Below are 22,830 nucleotides of genomic sequence, written 5' to 3'. Positions count from 1 at the left end.
AAAAAGGGTGATCTGGATGCAAGAAAGACTGGAAAAGCTGCACGCGTATATGGAAAGCAGGAAACTGGACGCATTGCTGATTACGCATCCCAAAAATGTGTACTATTTTACCGGATTTTTGACTGAGCCACATGAACGTTTTATGGGCCTCGTCTTAGTGAGAGGCGAGTCCCCCTTCCTCTTCGTTCCACTGCTGGACGCTGAAAAAGCACGGGAGGCTTGTCCCGCCATTATGATTTACACGCATGACGATTCACAGGATGCGCTAACCGTGCTGAAGCATTTGCTGCCAGCTTCCCTCTCTCACATTGGTGTAGAGAAGAACCATTTGACAGCGAAAACATACGAGGCACTCGTATCGATCGTGAACGCTACAGAAGCAGTGGATGTCGGTGACTTGCTATGCAGTATACGCGTGGCCAAGGATGCATCTGAAATCGCTACGATCAAGCGGGCTATTTGGGTGATGGAGGAATCTCTACGCCGGACGCTCCCGCTGATATCCATAGGGATGACGGAACTGGACGTCGTCGCAGAGCTGGAATACCAGATGAAGAAGCTAAAAGCACAAGGCCCTTCCTTTTCAACGATTGTGCTGGCTGGAGAAAAAGCAGCACTGCCCCATGGTGACCCAGGAGAACGTGTGATTCAAGCAGGAGAAGTTTTGTTGATTGACGCAGGCGTGTATGTCGATGGGTATGTATCGGACCTGACTCGGACTTTTGCTGTCGGTCAACTGGGTGCAGAATTGCTGGACATGTACGATACGGTCTTGCAAGCGAATCGGGCCGGGATACAGGCCGTTCGACCTGGGGCTCCAATCGCAGATGTTGACCTAGCTGCACGAGCTGTCATTGCGGACCGGGGCTATGGAGAATTTTTTATCAATCGTGTCGGGCACGGAATCGGACTGGAGCTCCATGAAGCGCCTTACGTTCACAGCCAAGCAGCAGGAGAGCTCATCCCAGGCATGGTTTTCACGATTGAACCGGGCATTTATAACACGCAGATCGGTGGCATCCGCATTGAAGACAATGTACTCGTCACGAAGGAAGGCGTAGAAGTATTGACGTCCTTTCCCAAAGAGCTGCAAATTATCGGATAAATGATAAAAGCAAAGGCTGGTGTCGTTTCTTTGAAAGTGCTGGAAACAGATCGTCTCATCCTCCGCTGGCAAACTGCCGAAGACGCTGATTTTGTCTTGAAACTGATGAATGAGCCTTCTTGGATTCGTTTTATTGGCGATCGTGGTCTTCGTACAACGGAAGACGCCCGCAACTTTATTTTGAATGGCGCTGTCGCGATGTATGAAAAGCATGGCTTTGGCCTGTATTTGACAGAGCTGAAGGAAGGAAATGTTCCGATCGGTTTATGTGGACTGATCAAGAGAGATTCGTTGGAGGATGTCGATATCGGCTTTGCCTTACTACCCGCATACTGGGGCAAAGGCTACGCCTATGAGGCAGCCTCTGCCGTTCTTGCCCACGGAAAAGAAGTTTTCGGCTTAAAGCGCATCGTGGCAATCACCAACCCCGATAATGCATCTTCTGCCAATCTTCTAAAGAAAATCGGTCTGCAAGAAAAAGGGATGATCACCCTTCCAAATGCTACGGAAGCGGTCAGGTTTTTTGAAATTGAGTTCTAACTGCGCCTCCTGAGCCAAACTACTACATTTGCCTCCTCAGGAGGGACAAAAAGGGCCTCAACCGTGATCGGGAGGCCCTGTCATTCCATTTTTAATTAAGAATGTACGGATTTCAAACCAAGTGAACTGTCGTGGAACTTGATATTCGAGTACTTATCCATCGCGACACGCAGCTGGTACTCGCTCTCAAACAGCATAACCGGACGGCCATAACGGTCGGAAACGGTTCGGTTCTTCACAGCATCGAGGTCTGCTTTCTCCCCTTCGAGCCAGCGAGCGATTTGATACGGCATACGAGTCAGCATGATGTCTACCCCGTACTCGGCTTTCAAACGGTATTCCAGTACCTCGAACTGCAGCACACCTACGACACCAAGAATCAGCTCTTCCATCGGATGGGTACGGAATAACTGCACCGTCCCTTCCTCCGTCAACTGCATGATCCCTTTTTGGAATTGCTTGTGCTTCATCGCGTCCTTCACCATCACCTTGGAGAAAAACTCCGGCGAGAAGTGCGGCATTTCTTCGTACTCAAACGATTTTCCGACGCAAAGTGTATCGCCGATCTGGAAAATGCCCGGGTCGAAAAGACCGATGACATCTCCCGCGAACGATTCATCGACTATTTCGCGGTCCTGTGCCATAAACTGTACCGGCTGCGCCAATTTGATGTCTTTGCCAAGACGGACGTGCTTGACTGCCATCCCCCGCTCAAACTTGCCGGAGCAAATACGCAAGAAAGCGATCCGATCTCGGTGAGCTGGGTTCATATTGGCTTGGATTTTAAAGATGAAGCCGGAAAACGCATTCGTATACGGATCAATCAAGCCTTCTGTACTCTTCTTCGCAGAAGGTGCTGGCGCCATTTGCAGGAAGTTATCTAGGAATGTTTGTACACCGAAGTTATTGATGGCACTTCCGAAGAAAACAGGCGTCAGTTGCCCTTTGTTGATCAGTTCCGGATCGTACTCATCTCCCGCAACATCCAGCAGCGAGATTTCGTCCTGCAATTGCTGCCACAGTTCTTGACCGACACGATCACCGATCAATGGATCTTCTGCTCCCTCTACAGGGAAAAAGGAAATCTCTTCGTGCTGTGTATTGCTTTGGTATAGCTCGACACGGGACTTCATACGGTCAAATACGCCGCTGAAATAGCTTCCCATCCCAATCGGCCAGTTCATCGGATAAGAACGAATACCCAATACGCGCTCAATTTCTTCCAAGAGCTCGAATGGATCTTTACCGTGGCGGTCCAGCTTGTTCACGAACGTAAAAATCGGAATACCCCGCATCCGACAGACCTTGAACAGCTTGATCGTCTGTGCCTCTACCCCTTTTGCTACGTCGATAATCATCACAGCAGCGTCAGCAGCCGTCAGCGTACGGTACGTATCTTCACTGAAGTCTTGGTGACCAGGTGTATCCAAAATGTTGATGTGGTGTCCGTTGTATTCGAAATCCATCGCACTGGACGTAACGGAGATTCCACGCTTTTTCTCGATCTCCATCCAGTCGGAGGTGGCATGCTTGGAATTTTTGCGCCCTTTAACCACCCCTGCTTCACGGATGGCTCCGCCGTAGTAGAGCAGCTTTTCCGTCATTGTCGTTTTACCCGCATCCGGGTGGGAGATGATGGCGAAGGTACGGCGTTTTGCTATCTCATTTTCCCATTGGGGATTGGATTGACTCATCTTCATTCTCCTGTCATCGCAAATAAGTAACACATTCGTTTCCTCTACGATTATACCGACAAATGCTTGCCGCATCCACCTAGTAATTTTTCGTTAAACCGATATAATATTCAGTAGTAAAATTTTTTTGACTGTATGACTTACATATCCATTACCAGAACATGAAAAATTTATGGGAGGAACCCTATGTCAACGACTGTAGAAACACGTGCGGCAGAATTCCGTGACTATGTGAAGAAAATAACCAGCTACACGCAAGCACTGAACGTTCTTTATTGGGACAAGGCTACACAAGCGCCTCGCAATGGAATGGATGCCCGCTCCGAAATCATCGGGACTTTGGCTGGCGAGCAATTCAAGCTGGCGACGTCTAAAGAAATGGAAGCGCTTTTGGCAGAGCTGAGTGAGCCATCTGTCCTCGAAACATTGGATGAAATTACCCGTCACAGTGTGCTGGAATGCAAAAAGGAATTTGACCGTAACAAGAAAATTCCTGCTGACAGACATCAGGAGTATGTTGTACTGACAGCCAAGGCAGAAACGGTATGGGAAGAAGCTCGTGCCAACAACGACTTTTCCATGTTCCAGCCATACCTGGAGAAAATCGTGAACTTCCAGCTCGAGTTCATCGAATATTGGGGGAATGACGGCAAAAACAAGTACAACACCCTCTTGGACATGTACGAGCCTGGCATGACTGTCGATCAGCTCGATCCGATCTTCGCCACCTTGCGTGAGAAAACCGTCAAGCTGGTAAAAGCGATCGCAGATTCTCCGAACAAGCCAGACACCTCCTTCTTGACGAAAAACTTCCCAGTGGCAGACCAGGAAGCATTCAGTCGTTATATCCTCGAGAAAATCGGATACGACTTCAAGTCTGGCCGCATGGATCGCAGTGCGCATCCGTTCTGCACCACCTTCAACCCTGGAGATGTCCGCATTACGACGCGCTACGCTGAAAATGATTTCAATTCTGCGCTCTTCAGTTGTATTCACGAGGCTGGCCACGCGATGTACGAGCAGAACATCAATCCAGACCTGCTATTCACGCCTCTGTGCGATGGTACCTCCATGGGGATTCACGAATCTCAATCCCGCTACTGGGAAAACATGGTCGGACGCAGTCTGCCATTCTGGAATCACTTTTTCGCAGACTTGCAAAAAGCGTTCCCTACCCAGTTCGAAGGCGTATCTGTAGAAGACCTGCATCGTGCAGTTAACGCTGTTACTCCTTCCTTTATCCGGACAGAGGCAGATGAGTTGACGTACAACCTGCATGTCATGATCCGCTACGAAATCGAGAAGGGCTTGATCAACCAAACCATTCAAGTGGCTGATCTGCCAAAAATCTGGAACGAAAAAATGAAAGAATACTTGGGTGTTGAGCCACCGACAGATGCATTGGGTGTGCTTCAGGATGTACACTGGTCAGGCGGAATGATCGGTTACTTCCCGACTTACTCGCTGGGTAATGTGTATGCGGCACAATTCGTCCACGTTATGGAGAATGAGATTAACGGTTACGAAGACCTGATCGCAAAAGGCGATTTCGCGCCGATCCGTGAATGGCTCAAGGAAAAAATCCATCAGTACGGTAAAATGAAGAGCCCTCGTGAACTCGTTCAAGCGATTACAGGCGAAGGTACAAATGCAACTTACTTGATGAATTACTTGGAGAAAAAATACACAGACGTATACAAGCTGTAAGCAGTTCCACCCTTACTATCCAATGTTCTCCCTACCCAGGGAGGACATTTTCCTTTATATAGTTACCTTTCGTAACCTACGTACATAAAAGTGCATCCTTCCCTCCGGGGATAAATGCTAGTACACTGCACAATATACATGAGATTCCTATTGTCTTGAAAAAGGAGTGTTTTTCGTTTGGCTATCGAACTAAAAGGTAAAACCGCATTCATTACGGGTGCAGGTAAAGGTATTGGCCGCGCAATTGCAATCGCCCTGGCAAAGGAAGGCGTGCATCTCGGTCTCTTGGCTCGCTCTGAAGAAAATCTGAAGCAAGTCGCGAAGGAAGTAGAAGCATATGGCGTCAAGGTAGCAATTGCGACCGCAGACGTATCCAATTACGAAGCTGTCACAACAGCTGTTGCTTCTATCAAAAATGAACTGGGTCAGATTGATATTCTGATCAATAATGCGGGCGTTGCCAAATTCGGCAAGTTCATGGACCTGGAAACAAGCGAATGGGAGCAAATCATCCAAGTTAACCTGATGGGTGTTTATTACGTGACTCGCGCGGTGCTTCCAGGCATGATGGAGCAAAACGCCGGTGACATTATCAACATTTCTTCCACGGCAGGACAAAAAGGTGCTCCTCTTACCAGTGCATACAGCGCATCCAAGTTCGGCGTTCTTGGTCTGACAGAGTCTTTGGCTCTTGAGGTACGCAAACACAACATTCGAGTCACGGCGCTGACGCCGAGTACGGTAGCTACCGATTTGGCTTTGGACTTGGGTCTGACAGACGGAAATCCTGAGAAGACGATGCAGCCTGAGGATATTGCTGAGTTCGTGGTTAGCCAGCTGAAGCTGAACAAACGCATTTTTGTGAAATCTGCTGGACTGTGGTCCACCAATCCATAGAAATGACATGGCAAAAAAGCGAAAAGAGTCCGCTCGTACAGGCGGATTTCTTTTCGCTTTTTTGCGAAGTCCTGTGAAATCGCTTCATTTTTGTTCACTTTCTATCCACCATTTCTTCACGCCTTATTCACACCTGCCCAACCAAAACTGCCCTCAACTGGAGTATGATGAACATGTAAAACATTTCCACAAAGTGGAGGGTATCCTTATGATACAAATGCTGTCGAATTGGTTGTGGGGGAATGAAGAACAAGAAGTCGTTCCATTCGAGACGAAAAGATACGTCCGGAATGAAATGGAGCAATTCACGTTCAATGAGCCACAGCAAGTGCTGCCGTATCCGCTTCCCCAGTTATAAGATCCAATACTTGAGCCTATATAGCTTGAAGCTGCCGAGTCCGGCAGCTTTTTTTGCTTCTTTCTGAAAGCGCTCACTGATGTGCTACAATGTGGTAAACAGGAGGGGTTCGCTTTGGTCGAGTTCACAGAAAAATGGTTGCCCACGTACATTCGCCGTGATTTGGCGGTTTTATTTTGCGGTATCAATCCAGGACGTATATCGGCTACAACGGGTTTCCACTACGCCAATCCAGCCAACCTGTTTTGGCGCGGATTGTACGAAGGCGGCCTGACACCTCACAAGCTCTTGCCAGAGGAAACCGCCACCCTCTTAGACTACAACTATGGCATTACCGATCTAGTCTCACGTCCTACCCGCTCCGCAACAGACCTACGCAACGAGGATTACGCCGCAGGTGCAGAGCTGTTCGTCCAAATGATCCAGACTTACCGGCCTCGTGTCATTTGTTTTAACGGTATTACTGCTTTTCGTCACGCGACTGGCCAAAAGAAAGAGGCAATTTCACTGGGACTGCAACTAATCAGGTACTTTGGCACAGAAGATTGGTCTGGCAGCTATGTGTTTGTCGTCCCGTCTACCAGTGGGGCTAACGCATCTTTTACACGTGAGGAACGCATCGCCAAGTTTACAGAGCTGAGTCATTTTTTACGCAAGATGAATTGGCACCCTCTACCCTCGCCTGCTAAGTAGGGCCTTTCGTGTCAACCACATCTCTTCTTCCGTACAATACTTGTAGCTCTATACGCAGGGAGGGGCATCAGCAGTGGACGACCTCATCAAAAAAATCCAGAACAAATACGACATGACTGTTTTGCAACACAAAACCATTCGAGATACACCCAAGTCACTCGTCATTTACTTGGAAACAACCAATGGCAAATTCATCGGAAAAGCTTTCCCTCTGCAAAAGGAACGTTTACATTTCATCCTGAATGCAGAAGCGCATTTGCGTAAAAACGGCGTACACATCCCCGACATTCAACGCACCAAAAATAATAAGCGCTACATCACTCATAAAGAAAAGCTTTTCGTTCTCCACCAACGGCTCTCCTGGCCAAATATTGCGTATACTTCCCCTTTTCGAATGGAACGCATCGGCACGGTTTTAGGCAAAATTCATGTGAGATCGCTCGGTTTTTCCTCCAAGTACGGCAAACTTTACAATGGAGCAGAGAAATGGTCTGTGGAGTACAAAGCAGATTTAGCTGCCCTTGAAAAGTGGGAGCTTCAACACACCGGGAAAAATGATCGAAAATACGCTACTGTCGCGGAATACCTCCCTTTTTTTAAACAAGCAGGGGTGACAGCCAAGGAACATTTACTATCCTCTCCATACTTCTCGACATGGAAAAGGGAGTCATTGACCAAGCACTTCCTCTGTCACGGAGATTTTAACAATGGGAATCTGCTCGTCAGTAATCAAAGAATTGCGATCATTGACTGGGAGGACGTTCGCTACGATTTCCCGTCCAAAGACATTGCGCGTGTTCTCTCGCTTGCTATGCGAAAAAATGACCAGTGGAACGAGGAATTGTTCTCTCATTTATTGCGTGGCTATCTCCAAGAAAATCCTCTATCGATTAGGCAACTGCATTTACTCTTTGTCGATCTCGCTTTCCCGCATATCATTGAACGTTTTTTACGCAAAAAGCAGTATGATCAGATGAACCTTGCTGAGATTCAACAGTTTTGCAATCGAGAAGCTCTCAAAACAGCGTTTATGCTAGACGAAATGAAGGCCCATGTATATTAGACGCAAGGCCATAGCCTGTCTATACACATAGGCCTTCCCTATTTAACTGGCGCAAACCGTTACGTCTGAGCCATCCTCACCAAAGAGCTTTGTTGGCGGGTATATTGAATGAGCTCTGCTGCCATCTCGTAATAATTAAAAGGTGTAATCAAATAGATGCCATTGAAGTAACGAACGGCCGTATCGACCAATTCCTTCGCGATTGCGATTCCTTCCTGTCTGGCGGCTTCTCCCTGTACCTTTTTCATCCGTTCCAGAGCTTCTGTCGATAGCTTGATTCCCGGCACTTCATTATGCAGGAACTCCGCATTGCGCGAGCTGGTCAGCGGCATGATCCCGATAAAGACAGGAATGCCGATATGCTTCGTAGCCTCGTATACATTCCGAATCGACTCCGCATCGTACACAGGCTGCGTCATAATGTAATCCGCGCCTGCCTCGACCTTCTTTTCCAAGCGGGCAACGGCAGCATCCATATTTCGGACATTCGGATTAAAGGCAGCGCCCACGATAAACTGGGCTTTTTGCTTTAACGGACGTCCTGAGAACGAAACACCTTCGTTCAACTGCTTCACCATGCGAATCAGATCAAACGAGGTCACATCAAATACCGAGCTGGCCCCTGGCAAGTCACCAAAGCGTGATGGATCGCCAGTAATCACCAATATTTGGTCAATCCCCAAGGCGTTGAGGCCCATTAAGTGCGATTGCTGTCCAATCAGATTGCGATCCCGGCAAGCAAGGTGCAAGAGCGGATCGATTCCATGTCTGCTCTTCATGAGGGCCCCGAGAGCCATGTTGCTCATGCGTACTGTCGCCAACGAGTTATCCGCCAACGTAATCGCGTCTGCTCCTGCTTTGTGCAGCTCACAGCATCCGTGGAGAAATTGGTCTGCATCCAGATCACGTGGCGGATCAAACTCGACAATGATTGTCGTTGCTGCTTTTACACGCTCGACAATGCTTGGTTTCTCCCTCTCCCTCGTGTTCTGCACAGAAATCGTAGGACGATCTCCAGCAACGATGGTCGGGTTCACACGCGCTTGCGGCTCAAGAGACTCAAGTGCATCCGCAATCGCCTTCACATGTGCAGGTGTGGTTCCGCAGCATCCACCAATCAACCGAACTCCCTGCTCACGCAAGCGAAGCGCACTTTGTCCAAAGTATTCAGGTGATGATTTAAACGCGTATTCTCCATCAGTCATCCCCAGACGCCCCGCATTCGGGAATACGGATAAGAGTGCATCTTCTGGAATCACTGTATTTTCAAACGAGCGCAAGAGTTCAGCGGGACCAAGTCGACAGTTTAGTCCGACCACGTCAGCGCCCGCTGCTTTCAGCTCGGAAAAGGCATCTGTCAAAGCGTAACCATCACGTGTGCGCCCTACTTCCAAAGTGGCTAACTGCGCGATTACAGGGACATCTGTGAGCGGGCGGATTACCTCGATCGCCAGAAGCAGCTCCTCCAAGTCCAAGAACGTCTCCAGAATCAGTCCGTCTACCCCCGCATGTAACAGGGCAATGGCCTGTTCCTCATACTGGTCACGGTATTCATCCAAAACCTTTTTCTTCACCCGTCCAGCCAAAATCGATCCAATGCTCCCAGCTACATAAGCATCATCCTGTGCGGCTTCCCTAGCAATGGCGACTGCGAGCCGGTTAATCCTGGCTACCTTATGCTCCAGACCGTAACGGCTCAATGCATCTCGATTGGCAGAATACGTATTTGTCTCTAGGAAACGCGCACCGGCCTGGTAATAAGACGTATGAACTTCATGCACCAAACGAGGGTTGGACAAACACAGCTCCTCAAAGCTGACGCCAACCGGGACGCCCAGCCCGTGCAGCTGGGTCGCCATTGCACCATCTCCTACTAGGAGATGGTCTTTCAAGTAGGCTCGTAAATCTTTCTTTCTCGTCGTCAACTCAATCCCTTCTCTCCCATTTTCATTTATTTTTAAACTTCAAAAATAGATGGACCTGCGTTGAAATAACGCGCTTCTGGGTGAGCAAATACCATCGCCGATACGGAAGCCTCTGGCTCCATCATGAAGCCCTCTGTCAGCTGAACGCCGATATCCTCTGGACGCAATAAACGGAATAACTGCGCCTGATCTTCCAGGTTCGGACACGCAGGGTAACCGAAGGAGACTCGAATGCCTTGATATCTAGCTCCGAAGCGTTCTAGCATCGTCATCTCAACCGGGTCCGGTATGCCCCACACGTCGCGCATGACGTGGTGAATTCGCTCAGCAAATGCCTCTGCAAGCTCCAATGCCAAGGCTTGGAGGACATGAGAGCGCAAGTAGTCACCACGCTCTTTGAGCTCTGTTGATTTTTCGCGAATCCCGCCCCCAGCCGTTACGGTCAGGAATCCGACATAATCCATTTCCTTGCTCTCCACCGGTCGCAAGAAGTCGGACAGGCAGAGATGAGGTTCTTCCAGCTGACGCGGGAACGAAAAGCGCTCCAGCAGCTTGCTGTGGTCTTTTGGATCATAGACCAAAATATCGTTGCCATCTGACTGAGCCGGAAAGAACTGATACACACCGTGTGTCGTAATGGTTCCTTTTTGCTTCGCTTCCTTTAAGAGCTCTTCCACAATGCCATACAGTTCCAGTACCTTCTCGTCGCCTTCCTCTATCAATCTATCTACATTTCCGCGAACACCGAGGTGTTTTCCGAGGAGCATCCGCAGGTTCAAATACGGCTGCAAATGGCTAAGCGGATATTGTCGCAAAACATGTCGTTCACAATCGGGCGGCAGATGGATCGGAACGGTTCTGCTGATGGCTGAGCGAGTTGGCAATGGTGCTTTTTTCTCCTCAACAACAGGCTGAGCGGTTGCAACTGCTTCCAGCAGATGCTGCTGTTCTTCTACCAAGCGATCACGTTCTTCCGGATTTTGTAGACGATTTACGAGGTCCAGACCATCCATGGCATCTTTTGCGTATAAAACAATTCCACGGTATTCCGGTGCGATCCGATTCGATGTGAACTTGCGCGTTAACGCCGCACCGCCAACCATCATCGGGATATCAATGCCTGCATCACGCAGGTCTTGGGCTGTAATGACCATTTGCTGCGCGGATTTTACCAAGAGTCCAGACAGACCGATGGCATCCGGCTTTTCTTCTCTGCATGCAGCAATCAGTTGCTCTGGTGGTACCTTGATTCCTAGGTTCACGACATTGTAGCCGTTGTTTGACAAAATAATTTCCACGAGGTTTTTCCCGATGTCGTGTACATCGCCCTTGACTGTCGCTAACAAGATTTTCCCCTTGGCAGCAGCATCGCTTTTTTCCATGAATGGCTCTAAAAACGATACGGATGCCTTCATGACTTCCGCGCTCTGCAATACTTCTGCCACGATCAGCTGGTTGCCGTTGAACAGGCGACCGACCTCCTCCATCCCCGTCATCAACGGACCGTTGATGATCTCGAGCGGTGCGTATTTATCCAGAGCCAGCTTCAGGTCTTCCACCAGACCATCCTTGGAGCCTTCGACTACATAACGGGCCAGGCGTTCTTCGAGCGTTAACGAGGAGACTTCCACACTGACTTCCTTTTTCTTTTGGCGATAAAATTCTGTGAAAGCCGCCAATGTTTCATCATTTGTCTCGAATAGAAGGGCTTCTGCCAGCTTTCTCTCGTCTTCTGGTATCGAAGCGTAGCGCTCCAGCTTTTCCGTATTGACGATGGCGTAATCAAGCCCTGCCAGAGTGGTATGGTACAAGAAGACCGCATTCAGCACTTCCCGCCCCGCAGGAGGCAAGCCGAAGGAAACGTTACTGACACCCAGGATCGTCTTGCAAGCAGGCATTGCTTGTTTGATCAAACGAATGCCTTCTACGGTTTCCTTTGCAGAGCCGATGTATTGTTCATCCCCTGTCCCTACTGGAAAGACGAGTGGATCGAAAATAATATCCTGTGGCTTTATTCCGTACTGGTTGACAAGAATGTCGTACGAGCGTTGCGCGACCTCCAGCTTCTTTTCGCGAGTGATCGCCATACCCGCTTCCTCAATCGTTCCAACGACAACGGAGGCACCGAACTTGTGAATAAGTGGGACGACTTCCTCGAATCGCTCCAACCCGTCTTCCAAGTTGATCGAGTTGAGAATCGCCTTTCCTTGCGAATAGCGAAGTCCCAGCTCCATGACCTTTGCATCTGTCGAGTCGATCATGAGGGGCGCTTTTACTTTTTTCACGATGAACTGTAGGAATTTTTCCATATCTTCATATTCATCACGGTCGGGGTCAGCCAAGCATATATCGATGACGTGTGCGCCGCGTTTCACTTGGGCCCGGGCAATATCAGATGCTTCTTCATAGTGACCGGCTGCAATCATTTCACGGAATTTTTTGGAACCGATGACATTGGTTCTCTCTCCTACTAGCAAGGGACGATTGTCATCTTCGACGTAAACGACCTCGATCCCGGAGACCGCGCTCAGCGGTTCTACAGCTGTACTCCGTGGCTTGCAGTCTTTCAAGGTCTCTGCCATCGCTTGAATATGGTCAGGCGTTGTTCCACAGCAGCCGCCAGCGACGTTTATCCAGCCCTGTTCAGCGAATGCTCGCATTTTCGAAGCAAGTCCCTGTGGCGTTTCATGGTAATGACCGTTCTCGTCTGGCAAGCCTGCGTTCGGATAACAGCTGACCGCACATTGGGCAATTCCTGATAGTGTGCGCAGATGATCGCGCATGAACTCGGGTCCTGTCGCACAGTTCAGACCGATTGAGACAGGCTTTATGTGCTCCAAGGAGATGTAAAACGCCTCGATGTTTTGGCCCGCAAGCGTCGTGCCCATCGGCTCAATCGTACCTGACAGCATCACCGGAAGCTCTTGTCCAAGCTCTTCAAAAGCTTTGCGAATCCCAATTCCGCCAGCCTTGACGTTCAACGTATCTTGCGAGGTTTCCAGAAGAAGAACATCGGAGCCGCCGAGAATCAGGCCTTTTGCCTGACGATAATACGCCTCGACCAGCTCTTCGAAAGTGACACCACCTGTCAACGAAAGGGTTTTGGTCGTAGGTCCCATAGCGCCTGCTACAAAACGCGGCCACTCCTCCGTGGAATAGGCATCCACCGCTTCTCTGGCCAAGCGCGCTGCCGCTATATTGATCTCAAGGTCTTTCTCTGCCACATCGTACTCAGCCAAAACAATAGAAGCAGCACCAAACGTATTTGTCTCGACAATGTCTGCGCCCGCCTCTAAATATTTCTCGTGAATGGAACGGATCACATCTGGTCTGGTCAGATTCAAGAGTTCATTACAGCCATCATAGGCTTCACCGCCAAAATCATCAGCAGTCAGGTTCGCCTGTTGAAGCATGGTGCCCATTGCACCGTCCAGAATCAGAATTTTCCGGGAAAGCTGTTCGCGAAAAGTTGGTTTCATTGACGTGCCCCTTTTCTACCTTGCATCGGCTTATTCTCCGTAATTGGGTAAACAAAAAAATCCTCTTCTTTGAAAGAAGAGGATTTGTCAGCAGATACGAATACGCCTGAGACATCCTCTTATCTTTCAAAGCACGTAGCTTTGCTGGAATTGGCACCGGATTTTTACCGGTTGCCGAGGCTTCATCAGGCCAGTCCCTCTGCCTCTCTGGATAAGAGTCGTACACTTGTCATTTAGTTAGTTTGCGAAATGTCTTGAATGTTTGCAAGTATCTTAACACCCCCTTTGTCTCCCCGTCAATTGTGAATTGTCTATTTTTTACGGAGCCTCTCCTCTTACGCGCCCAATTTTGCCTAAGCTGGGCATCCGCCCAGTCCAATATCGGCATTCGTGTATAGACTGGAGTATAACGGAAAGGAGGGGAAACAAAGATGAGTACATCTTTCTGCGGTAACGGATTCTTCGGTGACTGCTTCGCAATCGTGCTCGTGCTGTTTATCCTGTTGGTTATTATCGGGTGCTCGTGTGACGACTGTTAGATACGTGTAAAAAAGGCTATCCCAAAAGCCATCAGGAATGGCTGCGGGATAGCCTTTTTTTCGTTTTAGTCGGCGATAAATTTGCCTGTCACGGCATCAAGTGTCATAAATTTAATCGCCAGCTCTTCGTCACTCCACGGCACATACGCCAGCTTTGGTTGAGCTAATTTTTGCCCATCCACATCTTTCATCAAATAGACCAGCTTTAGAGGCATGACGCGTAAATACTCTTCAACAGCCTTGTCTTTCGAAACGATCCTGTCGGATGCTGGAAGCTCCACCAACTCGTTTGTCATTCTGAAGTTATGAAACTTTGTCACTTTGCCAGAAGACGGATCGACTGTTACCGAATAAGCCGCTTTTTGCTCGCGATCCTGTACAGGAATGCCATCCTTGCTCATAAAATATCTGAATTCCCATTCGCCCGATGACACAGGATTCGCTTCGGCTGGCTGTATGACTTGTGCTAATTGCACCTCTTTTACGCCTGGATCGACGTATTTATACAGAAAGGCGAGTGCAGCCTCTTCCGCTTGCTCGCGTTTGACTGTCACCGCTGTGTCAGAACGCAGTGATCCCAGCCCGACGACACTGCCTGTTTCTGCGATGACTTCTACGCCGATATACTTGTCATTTTTATCATTCCAGACGTATTCCTTGCGCCCCTCTCGGATACTCTCGCTCTCTCTATAGGTCGATTCATCTACCTGTATGCCAAATTCCGCTTGCAGCAGTGCTTTTGCCTCATCCTTGGAGCGAACCTTGACGTATTCCTTTGGAGATTCGATCGGATGTACTTCTGTCGTATTCAACTGATCATAGGCAAGCCCATTATCTCCCGTTCCATACACAATCTTGCCATTGGTCGCGTCGATATGCCACTCCGTACCATCTTCACGTCCTCTTTGCATGAAGGAAACAGCTGGCGTGTATTCCAGAATAGGTTGCCACTTCTTCCCTTGCTTTGATTCTGGCCGTATTCTCGGATTCTGCACGTATCGAAGCTTCATATGCTCACTTAGCTCTTTGATGGCTACCTCTTCTGACACAGCACTCGATACATCCGGGTACTGCGACGGCTCGAATGTTTCGGGCTCCTTGCTGAAATATCGGACGTGACCAGAGTCCGTTGTTGTTATGCTAATTTCATCAGACAACACTGGCAGTCCGTTATAATATCGCAGGTACACTCCTGGATCGTTGGCATCCACTAACCGATAGTTTTCACTATCCGCCCCGAGTAGTTTGTTCAGGAACTGTCGCTCTTGCTGCAAGGCTTTTGCTCCCTCTGCCTCTTTCCCGCTCGCTGCTTCCTTTTCATCCCTATACAAAAGCCTGTACGATTCCAGTGCTTGACCATTTCCATAGATCACAAGAGAAACCTTATGCCCCTCGTTGTTCGTTTTCCCCAAGATGAATGACATGCCATCGTGTTTCTTTTCTTTATCCAAAAGAAGAAGGGACGGGTTCAAATCAGGCATGGCATCTGTAAGCTTGGTGAAAAAGGCTTGTTCATTCTTGTTCAATCGCCCGAAAAACACGACTTGCTCCTGTTGGTCAATTCCAACTGACAATACGTCGAACGGAACGGGCTGGCCGTTTTCGATCCGTTGATAATTCACGCTCATCCATGGGCCTTTTACCCTATACTCATCGGTATAGATCTGAGTCTCGACGAGCTGATAGGACTTACTTTCCTCCCCCCAAAAAGCTTGAAGAAATGCGCTTGCTGCTTTCTCCGCAGTCTTGGCTGATGGCAATTTCTCTTCCTTCTGTTCTCCTCGCTCACCATCAATTGTAAAGCTCTCAATTTGTCCTGTCTGTATATCATAGACAACATTGGCACGCGCAGTATCCCCTTCTAGTAAAGTTAGTGCACTGAATCCATAGCTTGTACGATCCACTCTTATTGTCATCTTGCTCAAGGCGGGGATCGCCTTTTTCAATGGTAAAATTGCCTCTTCCGGCGGCACCTTTACACTGTTCGGATTTGTCTCTTTATTGTTTGTTTTCGTAGCAGTTGTAGCAATCGCATTCGTTACATTTTTACCACTTGGCATCTGTGGAAACCAGCCTTGCTGATGAATTCCCACAGCAGTAACCGCCAAGCAAGCTGCCAGCGAACCAGCCACGAAAATTCTGTTTCGATTCTTGTGTTTATTTTTTGCAATCGCACCTCTGATCCGTAATTCCATCTCTTTTGTAAACCTCACTTCCTCCACTGATTCCTCACTTGCGCTCCGTACTGCTTCACGCATTTCCTTATCTAGGTCCATTCCAATCCCTCCTTTTCACACAATGCCTTAAAATGTTTTCGGGCCCGTGACAATTGGGTTCGTACGGCATCTTCTGAAATATCCAGCACTTGCGCCATCTCTCTTATCGACAAATCTTCATAGTAATGTAGTACCATGACTTTTCGGTACAGCGGCGAGAGCTTCATCACCTGCTCCGCTACCTGTATCTTGCTCATTTGTCCGATGACGGCCGATTCAACATTTGCCATGTCAGCCTTTTCGGGGGGTGCTTCCTCTTTGGAGAGGTAGGTAGAAAAAATCTGGCGAAAGGACCACGAACGCAAATATTTGCGGGACTCGTTGATCGCGATTCGGTAAAGCCACGTTTTCACGCTACTCTGATGGCGGAACTGATCCAGACCCCGATACGCCTTCAGGAACACTTCCTGGGTAATGTCTTCCGCGATTCCCCGATCCTTGACGATCAGATAGGCGAGCTGCACGATGTTGTCTCCGTAGTCGCTCATGAGTCTCGTCAGCTTCTCCTCGTTGGTCAATTGCAGCGTCCAGTCCGCTTCGCTACTTTTGGCACTTGCATTCACGTACTGTTCACCTCCTTGTTACCTTTTGATATGTATTTGATCCAGCTGGCTTATTTTTGTGACAAGATTATCCAACTATTTTATCTATAATCCTTTTCCTTTCTTCCACTGCTACACTCCGTTGCGTTGCTTTCATTGTCAGCGCACATTGCTTTTGCTATCATGAGGCTTATTGTAGAGCGAAAGGAACGAGATGACATGGATGACATGCAAGCACGTGAAAAAGACAAATTTCTCTCCTGTTTGGAGACCATAAAAGAGCTATCCAAATCCGAATTTGAAACCTATTCCATCGTTAAGAATACCGAAACGGGAGAACATTATCTCCACTATTTTTTGTCCCACATTAACTTGTCCGAGGGAGGCAGAAGAGACGATTACGATCACTTCCTGCCGATTGAATCCGACGATATTTTAGCGATTATGTTTGGCGAACAGCCTTACCAGTTTCCGGAGAACTGGCGCTCCGCTTATTTGCGCAGTGGAAATGACAATCGATTGATCCCGTTCGATCCATCGGAAAATTACGATCTGGACGATGCGGCAGCTGCCGAGCTGGCCATGCTCGAAAAGCTGGAACAGTACAAAGAGCAAATGATGAACGCAGATAACCTCAGCCCGGAAGAAAGGGAAGAGCTGACCAAGCAATATTTCGCGGAATTAGATAAGATTTTAAAAAAACCTTGATCGAGGCACCTTGCATCATGACGGTATAAACAGCTATAATTCTAGAGAAACAAACGAATCGTTGATGAGGATAGTACTCCTTGTGTGTGGACGAAAGCGAGTCGGGGACGGTGTGAGCCCGATGCCAAACCATGTGAGGAAACGCCCCTCGGAGATGCGGCCTGAACATCCAAAGCCAGCCATTATGGGCAACGGATCCTGTAGGGCTATGCCGGGACTGCCCGTTACAGCAGGTCAAGCGGTTTTTGCCTTCCTATGCGATGGAAGGGAAAAACAACAAGAGTGGCACCGCGGGAGTATAACCTCTCGTCTCTTTTTCACAGGAGACGTAGAGGTTTTTTTATTTGAAAGGGGAATTTAGATGAGCTACAAACACCAAGTCGCTGAAAAGATTGCCGCTGCGCTCTCCTCGATGGGCGTAGACACACTGACCAAAGAAGCCGTATATGGCATGCTGGAAACACCACCAAACCCTGCAATGGGCGATGTGGCCTTCCCTTGCTTTCAATTGGCAAAAGCATTGCGCAAAGCTCCACCGATGATCGCAGCAGAGCTGGCTGGACAGCTCTCCGGTGCACCATTGCGCGAATCGAACGCAGTTGGTCCGTACGTGAACCTGTTCCTGGATCAAGAAAATGTGGCCGAGCAAGTTATCGGAACCATCCTTACCCAAGGCAGCACATACGGAAGCAGCCATATCGGTGAAGGACGCAAAGTACCAATTGACCTCTCCTCCCCGAATATTGCGAAGCCGTTTTCCATGGGTCACCTGCGCTCTACTGTAATCGGGAACGCGATTGCCAACATCATGGAAAAGCAAGGCTATGAGCCAGTACGTATCAATCACTTGGGTGACTGGGGTACGCAGTTTGGTAAACTGATCGTTGCGTATCGCCTCTGGGGTGATGAAGCAAAGGTAAAAGCAGAACCGATCAAGGAGCTGCTCAGCCTCTACGTTCGTTTCCACGAAGAAGTCGAGAACGATTCTACCTTGGAGGACCAAGGCCGTGAATGGTTCAAAAAGCTCGAGGATGGCGATGAAGAAGCTCAGCATCTGTGGAAATGGTTCCGTGATGAGTCCCTCAAGGAATTCATGAAGATTTACGACCTGATGAACGTAGCCTTCGACTCCACACACGGTGAAGCATTCTACAACGACAAAATGGATCGCGTTGTTACCTTGCTCGAGGAAAAAGGTCTCTTGACTGAATCCGATGGTGCAATGGTCGTGAACCTCGACGAATACAACATGCCGCCATGCCTGATCAAAAAATCTGACGGCGCTACCCTGTACGCAACGCGTGATTTGGCTGCAGCCCTCTTCCGCCACGAATCGTACGATTTTGCTAAAGCACTTTATGTCGTAGGAAACGAGCAACGCCTCCACTTCCAGCAGCTCTATAAAGTGTTGGAAAAAATGGGCTATGCGTGGTCCGCAAATATGCACCACATCCCATTTGGCATGATGCTCAAGGACGGCAAGAAAATGTCCACGCGTAAAGGGAAAGTTGTTCTCTTGGAAGAAGTATTGGCACAAGCCATTTCTGATGTCCAAAAAGTCATCGAAGAGAAAAACCCTACGCTGTCCAATAAAGAAGAAGTGGCTCGTCAAGTCGGGGTAGGCGCAGTTATTTTCCATGACTTGAAAAACTTCCGCCTGAATGATGTCAACTTCTCCTGGGAAGAGATGCTGACCTTCGAAGGGGAAACAGGACCATACGTGCAATACGCACACGCTCGTGCATGCTCGCTGCTGCGCAGAGGTGGCTACCAGCCAGCAACGACTGTGAACCTGGCTTCCGGTGCACTCGACAGCAAAGAGGCTTGGGCAGTGATTACCCTCTTGAACGCGTTCCCAGAGGTAATCGAACGTGCTGCCGATAACTTCGATCCGTCGCAAATCGGCAAGTATGTGATCGACCTGGCGCAAACATTCAACAAATTCTATGCGAATGTACGCATCCTGGCTGAGGAAGAAGATGTGACAGCATCCCGTCTCCAGCTCGTAGCAGCAGTCGTTGCTGTGCTGAAGGAAGGTCTGCGTCTGCTCGGTCTGGCGGCTCCAGAAGAAATGTAAAAAAGTATACGAAAAGTCGGTTGCTTCCTCTTGTGGGGAAACGCCGGCTTTTTTGATTGTCCCGTGTCATCATCATTCTTCTGTGAGATAATGGAACGATGGCCGATGAAAGAGGTGAGCAACAATGGGAAGAAGTGTACATTTCGGCAAAACGGATTTTACCTTGCGTCTCACTGGCTTGCATACGATCTTAGCCTTGAAGAACACGATCACGCTCCCTTATCAATCGATCAAGCATGTCGAGGTCGGTTCTTTTGTTCCGCCAAAATGGATGTTGCGCATGCCAGGGACGTCTTTTGGACCTTTAAACATTTATGAGGGAAGCTTTCAGCATCGAAATGAATGGTACTTCCTTTCTTTTGCCCAGACGGATTCGTTGTTGATCCTAGAAGTAGAGGGCCATGCCAAATATCAGCACGTCATTGTACAGCTGGAAAACCCAACAGAAGTGGCGGCTACCTTGCGAAAATACTTACGCGACCAAAAGGCCCCCTAATAGCGCTCAAGCTCCATGGCAAAAAGCCCCGAAATTTCAACGTTCGGGGCTTTTTCATTTGCACATGTGAAGTTTACATTGTCAAATTTTCATAGATCACTGACATTCCCATGCCACCTGCCATGCACAGCGTCACCATGCCATACTTCTCGCGTCTGCGCATCATTTCGTTCATCAACGTCACTGTCAGTTTGGCTCCAGTTGCTCCCACAGGGTGACCCAAGGCAATCGCGCCTCCATTGACATTCACCTTACTCGAGTCCAGCTCCAAGCATTTGATCACAGACAAAGCCTGGGCGGCAAATGCCTCATTCAATTCGATGAGCCCAATGTCTTCGAGATTCAATCCCGCTTTCTCCAGTACCTTTTTCGTAGCAGGGACTGGTCCAATCCCCATCACGTCAGGTTCGACTCCTGCGCTGGCAAAAGCCTTTATTTTCACGAGTGGAGTCAAACCCGCTTCCTCCGCCTTTTCACGGGACATCATCAATACAGCGGCTGCGCCGTCATTCATCGGACACGCATTTCCGGCAGTGATGGTCCCCTCCTTTTGAAAAACACTTTTCAGCTTGGCGAGTTCTTCTAGCTTGATATCATGGCGCACCGATTCATCCTGCGCAAAAACACGTGTGCCTTTGCGATCCTTGATTTCAATCGGTACGATTTCACTCGCGAATAGGCCTGCTTCGATTGCTGCCGCTGCTCTTACGTGGCTCTCGTAGGCAAAACGATCCTGCTCTTCACGGGAAATACCGTACTGGACAGCCAGCCGTTCTGCGGTCATACCCATATGTTCGCCAGTCAACGAGCAGATCAAACCATCGGACAAAAGAGCATCCTCCATGGACAAATGGCCGAATTTGCTGCCCCAGCGATTCTTCACGAGGTAAGGAACGTTACTCATGGACTCCACTCCGCCCGCAATCACCACATCCTCTTGACCTGCTGCAATGGCTAGCGCACCGTTGCCAATTGCTTTCAAACCTGAACCACAGGCTTTGATCACGATGTGACCATAGACATTGCGTGGAAATCCCGCCAGCTGCGAGCTGATACGTGCAGCATTGAGTCCTCCCCCATGTACGTACCCATTGCCAAAAATCACTTCATTGACTTGTTCCTTCGGCAAATCAACCTTATTCATCAAGCCTTCCAATACTTGCCGCCCCAGCTCTGTTGCTGGTACGTCACGCAGGCTTTTTCCGAATGCACCCACAGCACTCCGCACACCCGCGACAATGACTACGCCTCTCATACTCCAGCTCCCCTTCGTTTTTACGCTATTACAGTACACGGTTCAAAAATTCTCTCGTGCGCTCTTCTTTCGGGTTATTAAAAATTTCTTGGGGTCTAGCCATCTCGATGATCTTGCCTTGATTCATAAACGCCACCCAATCGGCCACTTCCTTGGCAAACCCCATTTCGTGCGTCACAATAATCATCGTCATTCCTTCTTGTGCGAGCTGCTTCATGGTCTCTAGCACTTCCCCTACCAGCTCTGGGTCAAGCGCTGAGGTTGGCTCGTCGAAGAGCATGATCTCAGGCTTCATCGCCAGCGAACGAGCAATGGCCACGCGTTGCTTTTGTCCACCGGAGAGGCTGGATGGGTAGGCATCCGCTTTTTCAGAAAGACCTACCTTTTGCAGTAGCCGGAGCGCTTCCTGCTTCGTTTCTTCCTTGTCCGCTTTCTTCGCAATCAGCGGTGCCTCCATGATGTTTTCCAGAACGGTTTTATGCGGAAACAGATTGAAGTGCTGAAACACCATGCCTACCTTTTGCCGTACTTTGGTCAAGTCATCCTTCTTCGGATCGATGCTTTTTCCTTCGATATAAATCTCTCCGTCGTCCTTGATCTCCAGAAAATTAATGCATCGAATCAATGTGCTTTTCCCTGATCCACTGGCACCGATCAAGACGACGACCTCGCCCTTTCCTACTTGCAGGGTAACATCCTTCAGAACTTCCACTTTTCCAAAGCTTTTCTTCAAATTTTGCACGCGAATCATTTCTCTTTGCTTTTCCATCGTTTTTCCCCTCCGCTTTACGCCTCTCCTTTTGCCAAACGCTTCTCCATGATGTGGACCACAAACGTAAACGCCATGACAATAACCAGGTAATAGAGCGCCACAATCAAAAAGTACGTCATTTCATCAAAGGTTTCCGCAGACAAGCGGCGGGCCAGCGAGAACAACTCATCCATGGCAATGAAAGCGGCCAGAGACGATTCCTTCAAAGACAAAATAAATTGGTTACCAAGCGGTGGGATCGATCGTTTCAACGCTTGCGGCAAAATGATCCGACGCATCGTCTGACGAGCAGACATGCCCAAAGACAGCCCTGCTTCCATTTGTCCTTTATCAATCGACTGGATAGAGCCCCGGAAAATCTCTGCGATATAGGCTCCGCTGTGAATCGCCAAAGCGAGCGCTGCCGACCAAAATTGACCGAGGTCAATGATTTTGTAAAAGCCGAAATACAAGACGAAAATTTGCACGACCAACGGTGTACCGCGAATGATCATGATGTACGCATTGGCTATGAAACGTGCAACTGGAAGCTTGGATACCTTTAACAAGGCGACAAACAATCCGATAATCGAGCCTACGATAACAGAAGCAATCGTCAGCTGAAAGGTCAGCAGCAACGGCTTCCAAAAAAACGGCAATGTCCGGAAAAACTCTTCTGTCAGATGGGCAAAACTGGGCACTAGATGCCACCCCTCACTCGTAAT

19 protein-coding genes, 1 riboswitch and 1 other annotated feature are annotated in these 22,830 nt (G+C 48.9%); of the genes, 11 read left to right on the top strand and 8 right to left on the bottom strand.

Annotation, left to right across the window (positions count from 1 at the left end; translation table 11 throughout):
- Window positions 1-16: 16 nt before the first annotated feature.
- Both ODZ53_RS13305 and ODZ53_RS13300 read left to right on the top strand, forming a co-directional pair.
- On the top strand, window positions 17-1,105 hold the full coding sequence (locus ODZ53_RS13305; protein ID WP_372677627.1) for a M24 family metallopeptidase: 1,089 nt from the start codon (window positions 17-19) through the stop codon (window positions 1,103-1,105).
- Window positions 1,106-1,645: a GNAT family N-acetyltransferase gene (locus ODZ53_RS13300; RefSeq protein ID WP_372677625.1), complete on the top strand. Its 540-nt coding sequence runs from the start codon at window positions 1,106-1,108 to the stop codon at window positions 1,643-1,645. It abuts the gene before it with no gap.
- A gap of 95 nt (window positions 1,646-1,740) precedes the next feature.
- Here ODZ53_RS13300 and ODZ53_RS13295 read toward each other — a convergent pair whose 3' ends face one another.
- The gene (locus tag ODZ53_RS13295; protein WP_173604326.1) at window positions 1,741-3,339 is read right to left on the bottom strand and encodes a peptide chain release factor 3; all 1,599 of its coding nucleotides are present in this window, start codon (window positions 3,337-3,339) and stop codon (window positions 1,741-1,743) included.
- A 186-nt stretch (window positions 3,340-3,525) separates the two neighbouring features.
- Between ODZ53_RS13295 and ODZ53_RS13290 the strand changes: the two genes are divergently transcribed.
- The 5 genes from ODZ53_RS13290 (at window position 3,526) to ODZ53_RS13270 (ending at window position 8,057) form a co-directional block, all read left to right on the top strand.
- On the top strand, window positions 3,526-5,046 hold the full coding sequence (locus tag ODZ53_RS13290) for a carboxypeptidase M32 (RefSeq protein WP_173626096.1): 1,521 nt from the start codon (window positions 3,526-3,528) through the stop codon (window positions 5,044-5,046).
- 177 nt (window positions 5,047-5,223) lie between these two features.
- Window positions 5,224-5,943, top strand: coding sequence for a 3-ketoacyl-ACP reductase (locus ODZ53_RS13285; RefSeq protein ID WP_087343977.1), 720 nt, complete (start codon window positions 5,224-5,226; stop codon window positions 5,941-5,943).
- A gap of 208 nt (window positions 5,944-6,151) precedes the next feature.
- The gene (locus ODZ53_RS13280) at window positions 6,152-6,301 is read left to right on the top strand and encodes a hypothetical protein (protein WP_016739809.1); all 150 of its coding nucleotides are present in this window, start codon (window positions 6,152-6,154) and stop codon (window positions 6,299-6,301) included.
- A 114-nt stretch (window positions 6,302-6,415) separates the two neighbouring features.
- Complete coding sequence (locus ODZ53_RS13275) at window positions 6,416-6,994, top strand: mismatch-specific DNA-glycosylase (protein ID WP_372677622.1); 579 nt, start codon at window positions 6,416-6,418, stop codon at window positions 6,992-6,994.
- 73 nt (window positions 6,995-7,067) lie between these two features.
- Complete coding sequence (locus tag ODZ53_RS13270; RefSeq protein WP_372677620.1) at window positions 7,068-8,057, top strand: phosphotransferase; 990 nt, start codon at window positions 7,068-7,070, stop codon at window positions 8,055-8,057.
- A gap of 59 nt (window positions 8,058-8,116) precedes the next feature.
- Here ODZ53_RS13270 and ODZ53_RS13265 read toward each other — a convergent pair whose 3' ends face one another.
- Together ODZ53_RS13265 and metH are read right to left on the bottom strand one after the other, a co-directional pair.
- The gene (locus ODZ53_RS13265; protein ID WP_372677618.1) at window positions 8,117-9,982 is read right to left on the bottom strand and encodes a bifunctional homocysteine S-methyltransferase/methylenetetrahydrofolate reductase; all 1,866 of its coding nucleotides are present in this window, start codon (window positions 9,980-9,982) and stop codon (window positions 8,117-8,119) included.
- Between the two features lie 32 nt (window positions 9,983-10,014).
- Complete coding sequence (metH, locus tag ODZ53_RS13260; RefSeq protein ID WP_372677616.1) at window positions 10,015-13,461, bottom strand: methionine synthase; 3,447 nt, start codon at window positions 13,459-13,461, stop codon at window positions 10,015-10,017.
- Between the two features lie 116 nt (window positions 13,462-13,577).
- A riboswitch (SAM riboswitch) is annotated at window positions 13,578-13,679 on the bottom strand.
- 213 nt (window positions 13,680-13,892) lie between these two features.
- Here metH and ODZ53_RS13255 point away from each other — a divergent pair.
- Entirely contained in the window at window positions 13,893-14,000 is a 108-nt protein-coding gene (locus ODZ53_RS13255; RefSeq protein ID WP_007724452.1) for a YjcZ family sporulation protein, read from the top strand.
- A gap of 65 nt (window positions 14,001-14,065) precedes the next feature.
- Here the strand turns inward: ODZ53_RS13255 and ODZ53_RS13250 are convergent, their stop codons facing one another.
- Window positions 14,066-16,276 (bottom strand): YcdB/YcdC domain-containing protein, encoded by a 2,211-nt coding sequence (locus ODZ53_RS13250; protein WP_372677614.1) that lies wholly within the window; start codon window positions 16,274-16,276, stop codon window positions 14,066-14,068.
- Complete coding sequence (locus tag ODZ53_RS13245; RefSeq protein ID WP_372677612.1) at window positions 16,267-16,839, bottom strand: sigma-70 family RNA polymerase sigma factor; 573 nt, start codon at window positions 16,837-16,839, stop codon at window positions 16,267-16,269. Before ODZ53_RS13245 ends, ODZ53_RS13250 begins: the two co-directional genes overlap by 10 nt.
- Window positions 16,840-17,037: 198 nt before the next feature.
- Here ODZ53_RS13245 and ODZ53_RS13240 point away from each other — a divergent pair, with 198 nt between their 5' ends.
- The 3 genes from ODZ53_RS13240 to ODZ53_RS13230 all read left to right on the top strand — a co-directional run bounded on the left by ODZ53_RS13240 (window position 17,038) and on the right by ODZ53_RS13230 (window position 20,099).
- Window positions 17,038-17,526 (top strand): hypothetical protein, encoded by a 489-nt coding sequence (locus ODZ53_RS13240; protein WP_173626102.1) that lies wholly within the window; start codon window positions 17,038-17,040, stop codon window positions 17,524-17,526.
- A gap of 52 nt (window positions 17,527-17,578) precedes the next feature.
- Window positions 17,579-17,843, top strand: a binding site (T-box leader).
- Between the two features lie 44 nt (window positions 17,844-17,887).
- The gene (argS, locus tag ODZ53_RS13235; RefSeq protein WP_372677610.1) at window positions 17,888-19,603 is read left to right on the top strand and encodes an arginine--tRNA ligase; all 1,716 of its coding nucleotides are present in this window, start codon (window positions 17,888-17,890) and stop codon (window positions 19,601-19,603) included.
- A gap of 124 nt (window positions 19,604-19,727) precedes the next feature.
- A complete protein-coding gene (locus ODZ53_RS13230) occupies window positions 19,728-20,099 on the top strand; it encodes a hypothetical protein (RefSeq protein ID WP_372677608.1) in 372 nt (123 codons plus the stop codon).
- A gap of 73 nt (window positions 20,100-20,172) precedes the next feature.
- Here ODZ53_RS13230 and ODZ53_RS13225 read toward each other — a convergent pair whose 3' ends face one another.
- From ODZ53_RS13225 to ODZ53_RS13215, 3 genes are read right to left on the bottom strand one after another with little or no spacing between them, the layout of a single operon-like run.
- Complete coding sequence (locus tag ODZ53_RS13225) at window positions 20,173-21,354, bottom strand: thiolase family protein (RefSeq protein WP_372677606.1); 1,182 nt, start codon at window positions 21,352-21,354, stop codon at window positions 20,173-20,175.
- 28 nt (window positions 21,355-21,382) lie between these two features.
- Window positions 21,383-22,123 (bottom strand): amino acid ABC transporter ATP-binding protein, encoded by a 741-nt coding sequence (locus ODZ53_RS13220; RefSeq protein ID WP_372677604.1) that lies wholly within the window; start codon window positions 22,121-22,123, stop codon window positions 21,383-21,385.
- A gap of 17 nt (window positions 22,124-22,140) precedes the next feature.
- On the bottom strand, window positions 22,141-22,806 hold the full coding sequence (locus tag ODZ53_RS13215) for an amino acid ABC transporter permease (RefSeq protein WP_199927208.1): 666 nt from the start codon (window positions 22,804-22,806) through the stop codon (window positions 22,141-22,143).
- Window positions 22,807-22,830: the final 24 nt, after the last annotated feature.

Origin of the sequence: Brevibacillus sp. BD137, assembly GCF_041644655.1 — a bacterium.
GTDB classification, from domain to species: Bacteria; Bacillota; Bacilli; order Brevibacillales; family Brevibacillaceae; genus Brevibacillus; species Brevibacillus brevis_D.
Note: the sequence above shows the minus strand (reverse complement) of the source record. Positions and strands in the feature narration are given on the sequence as shown.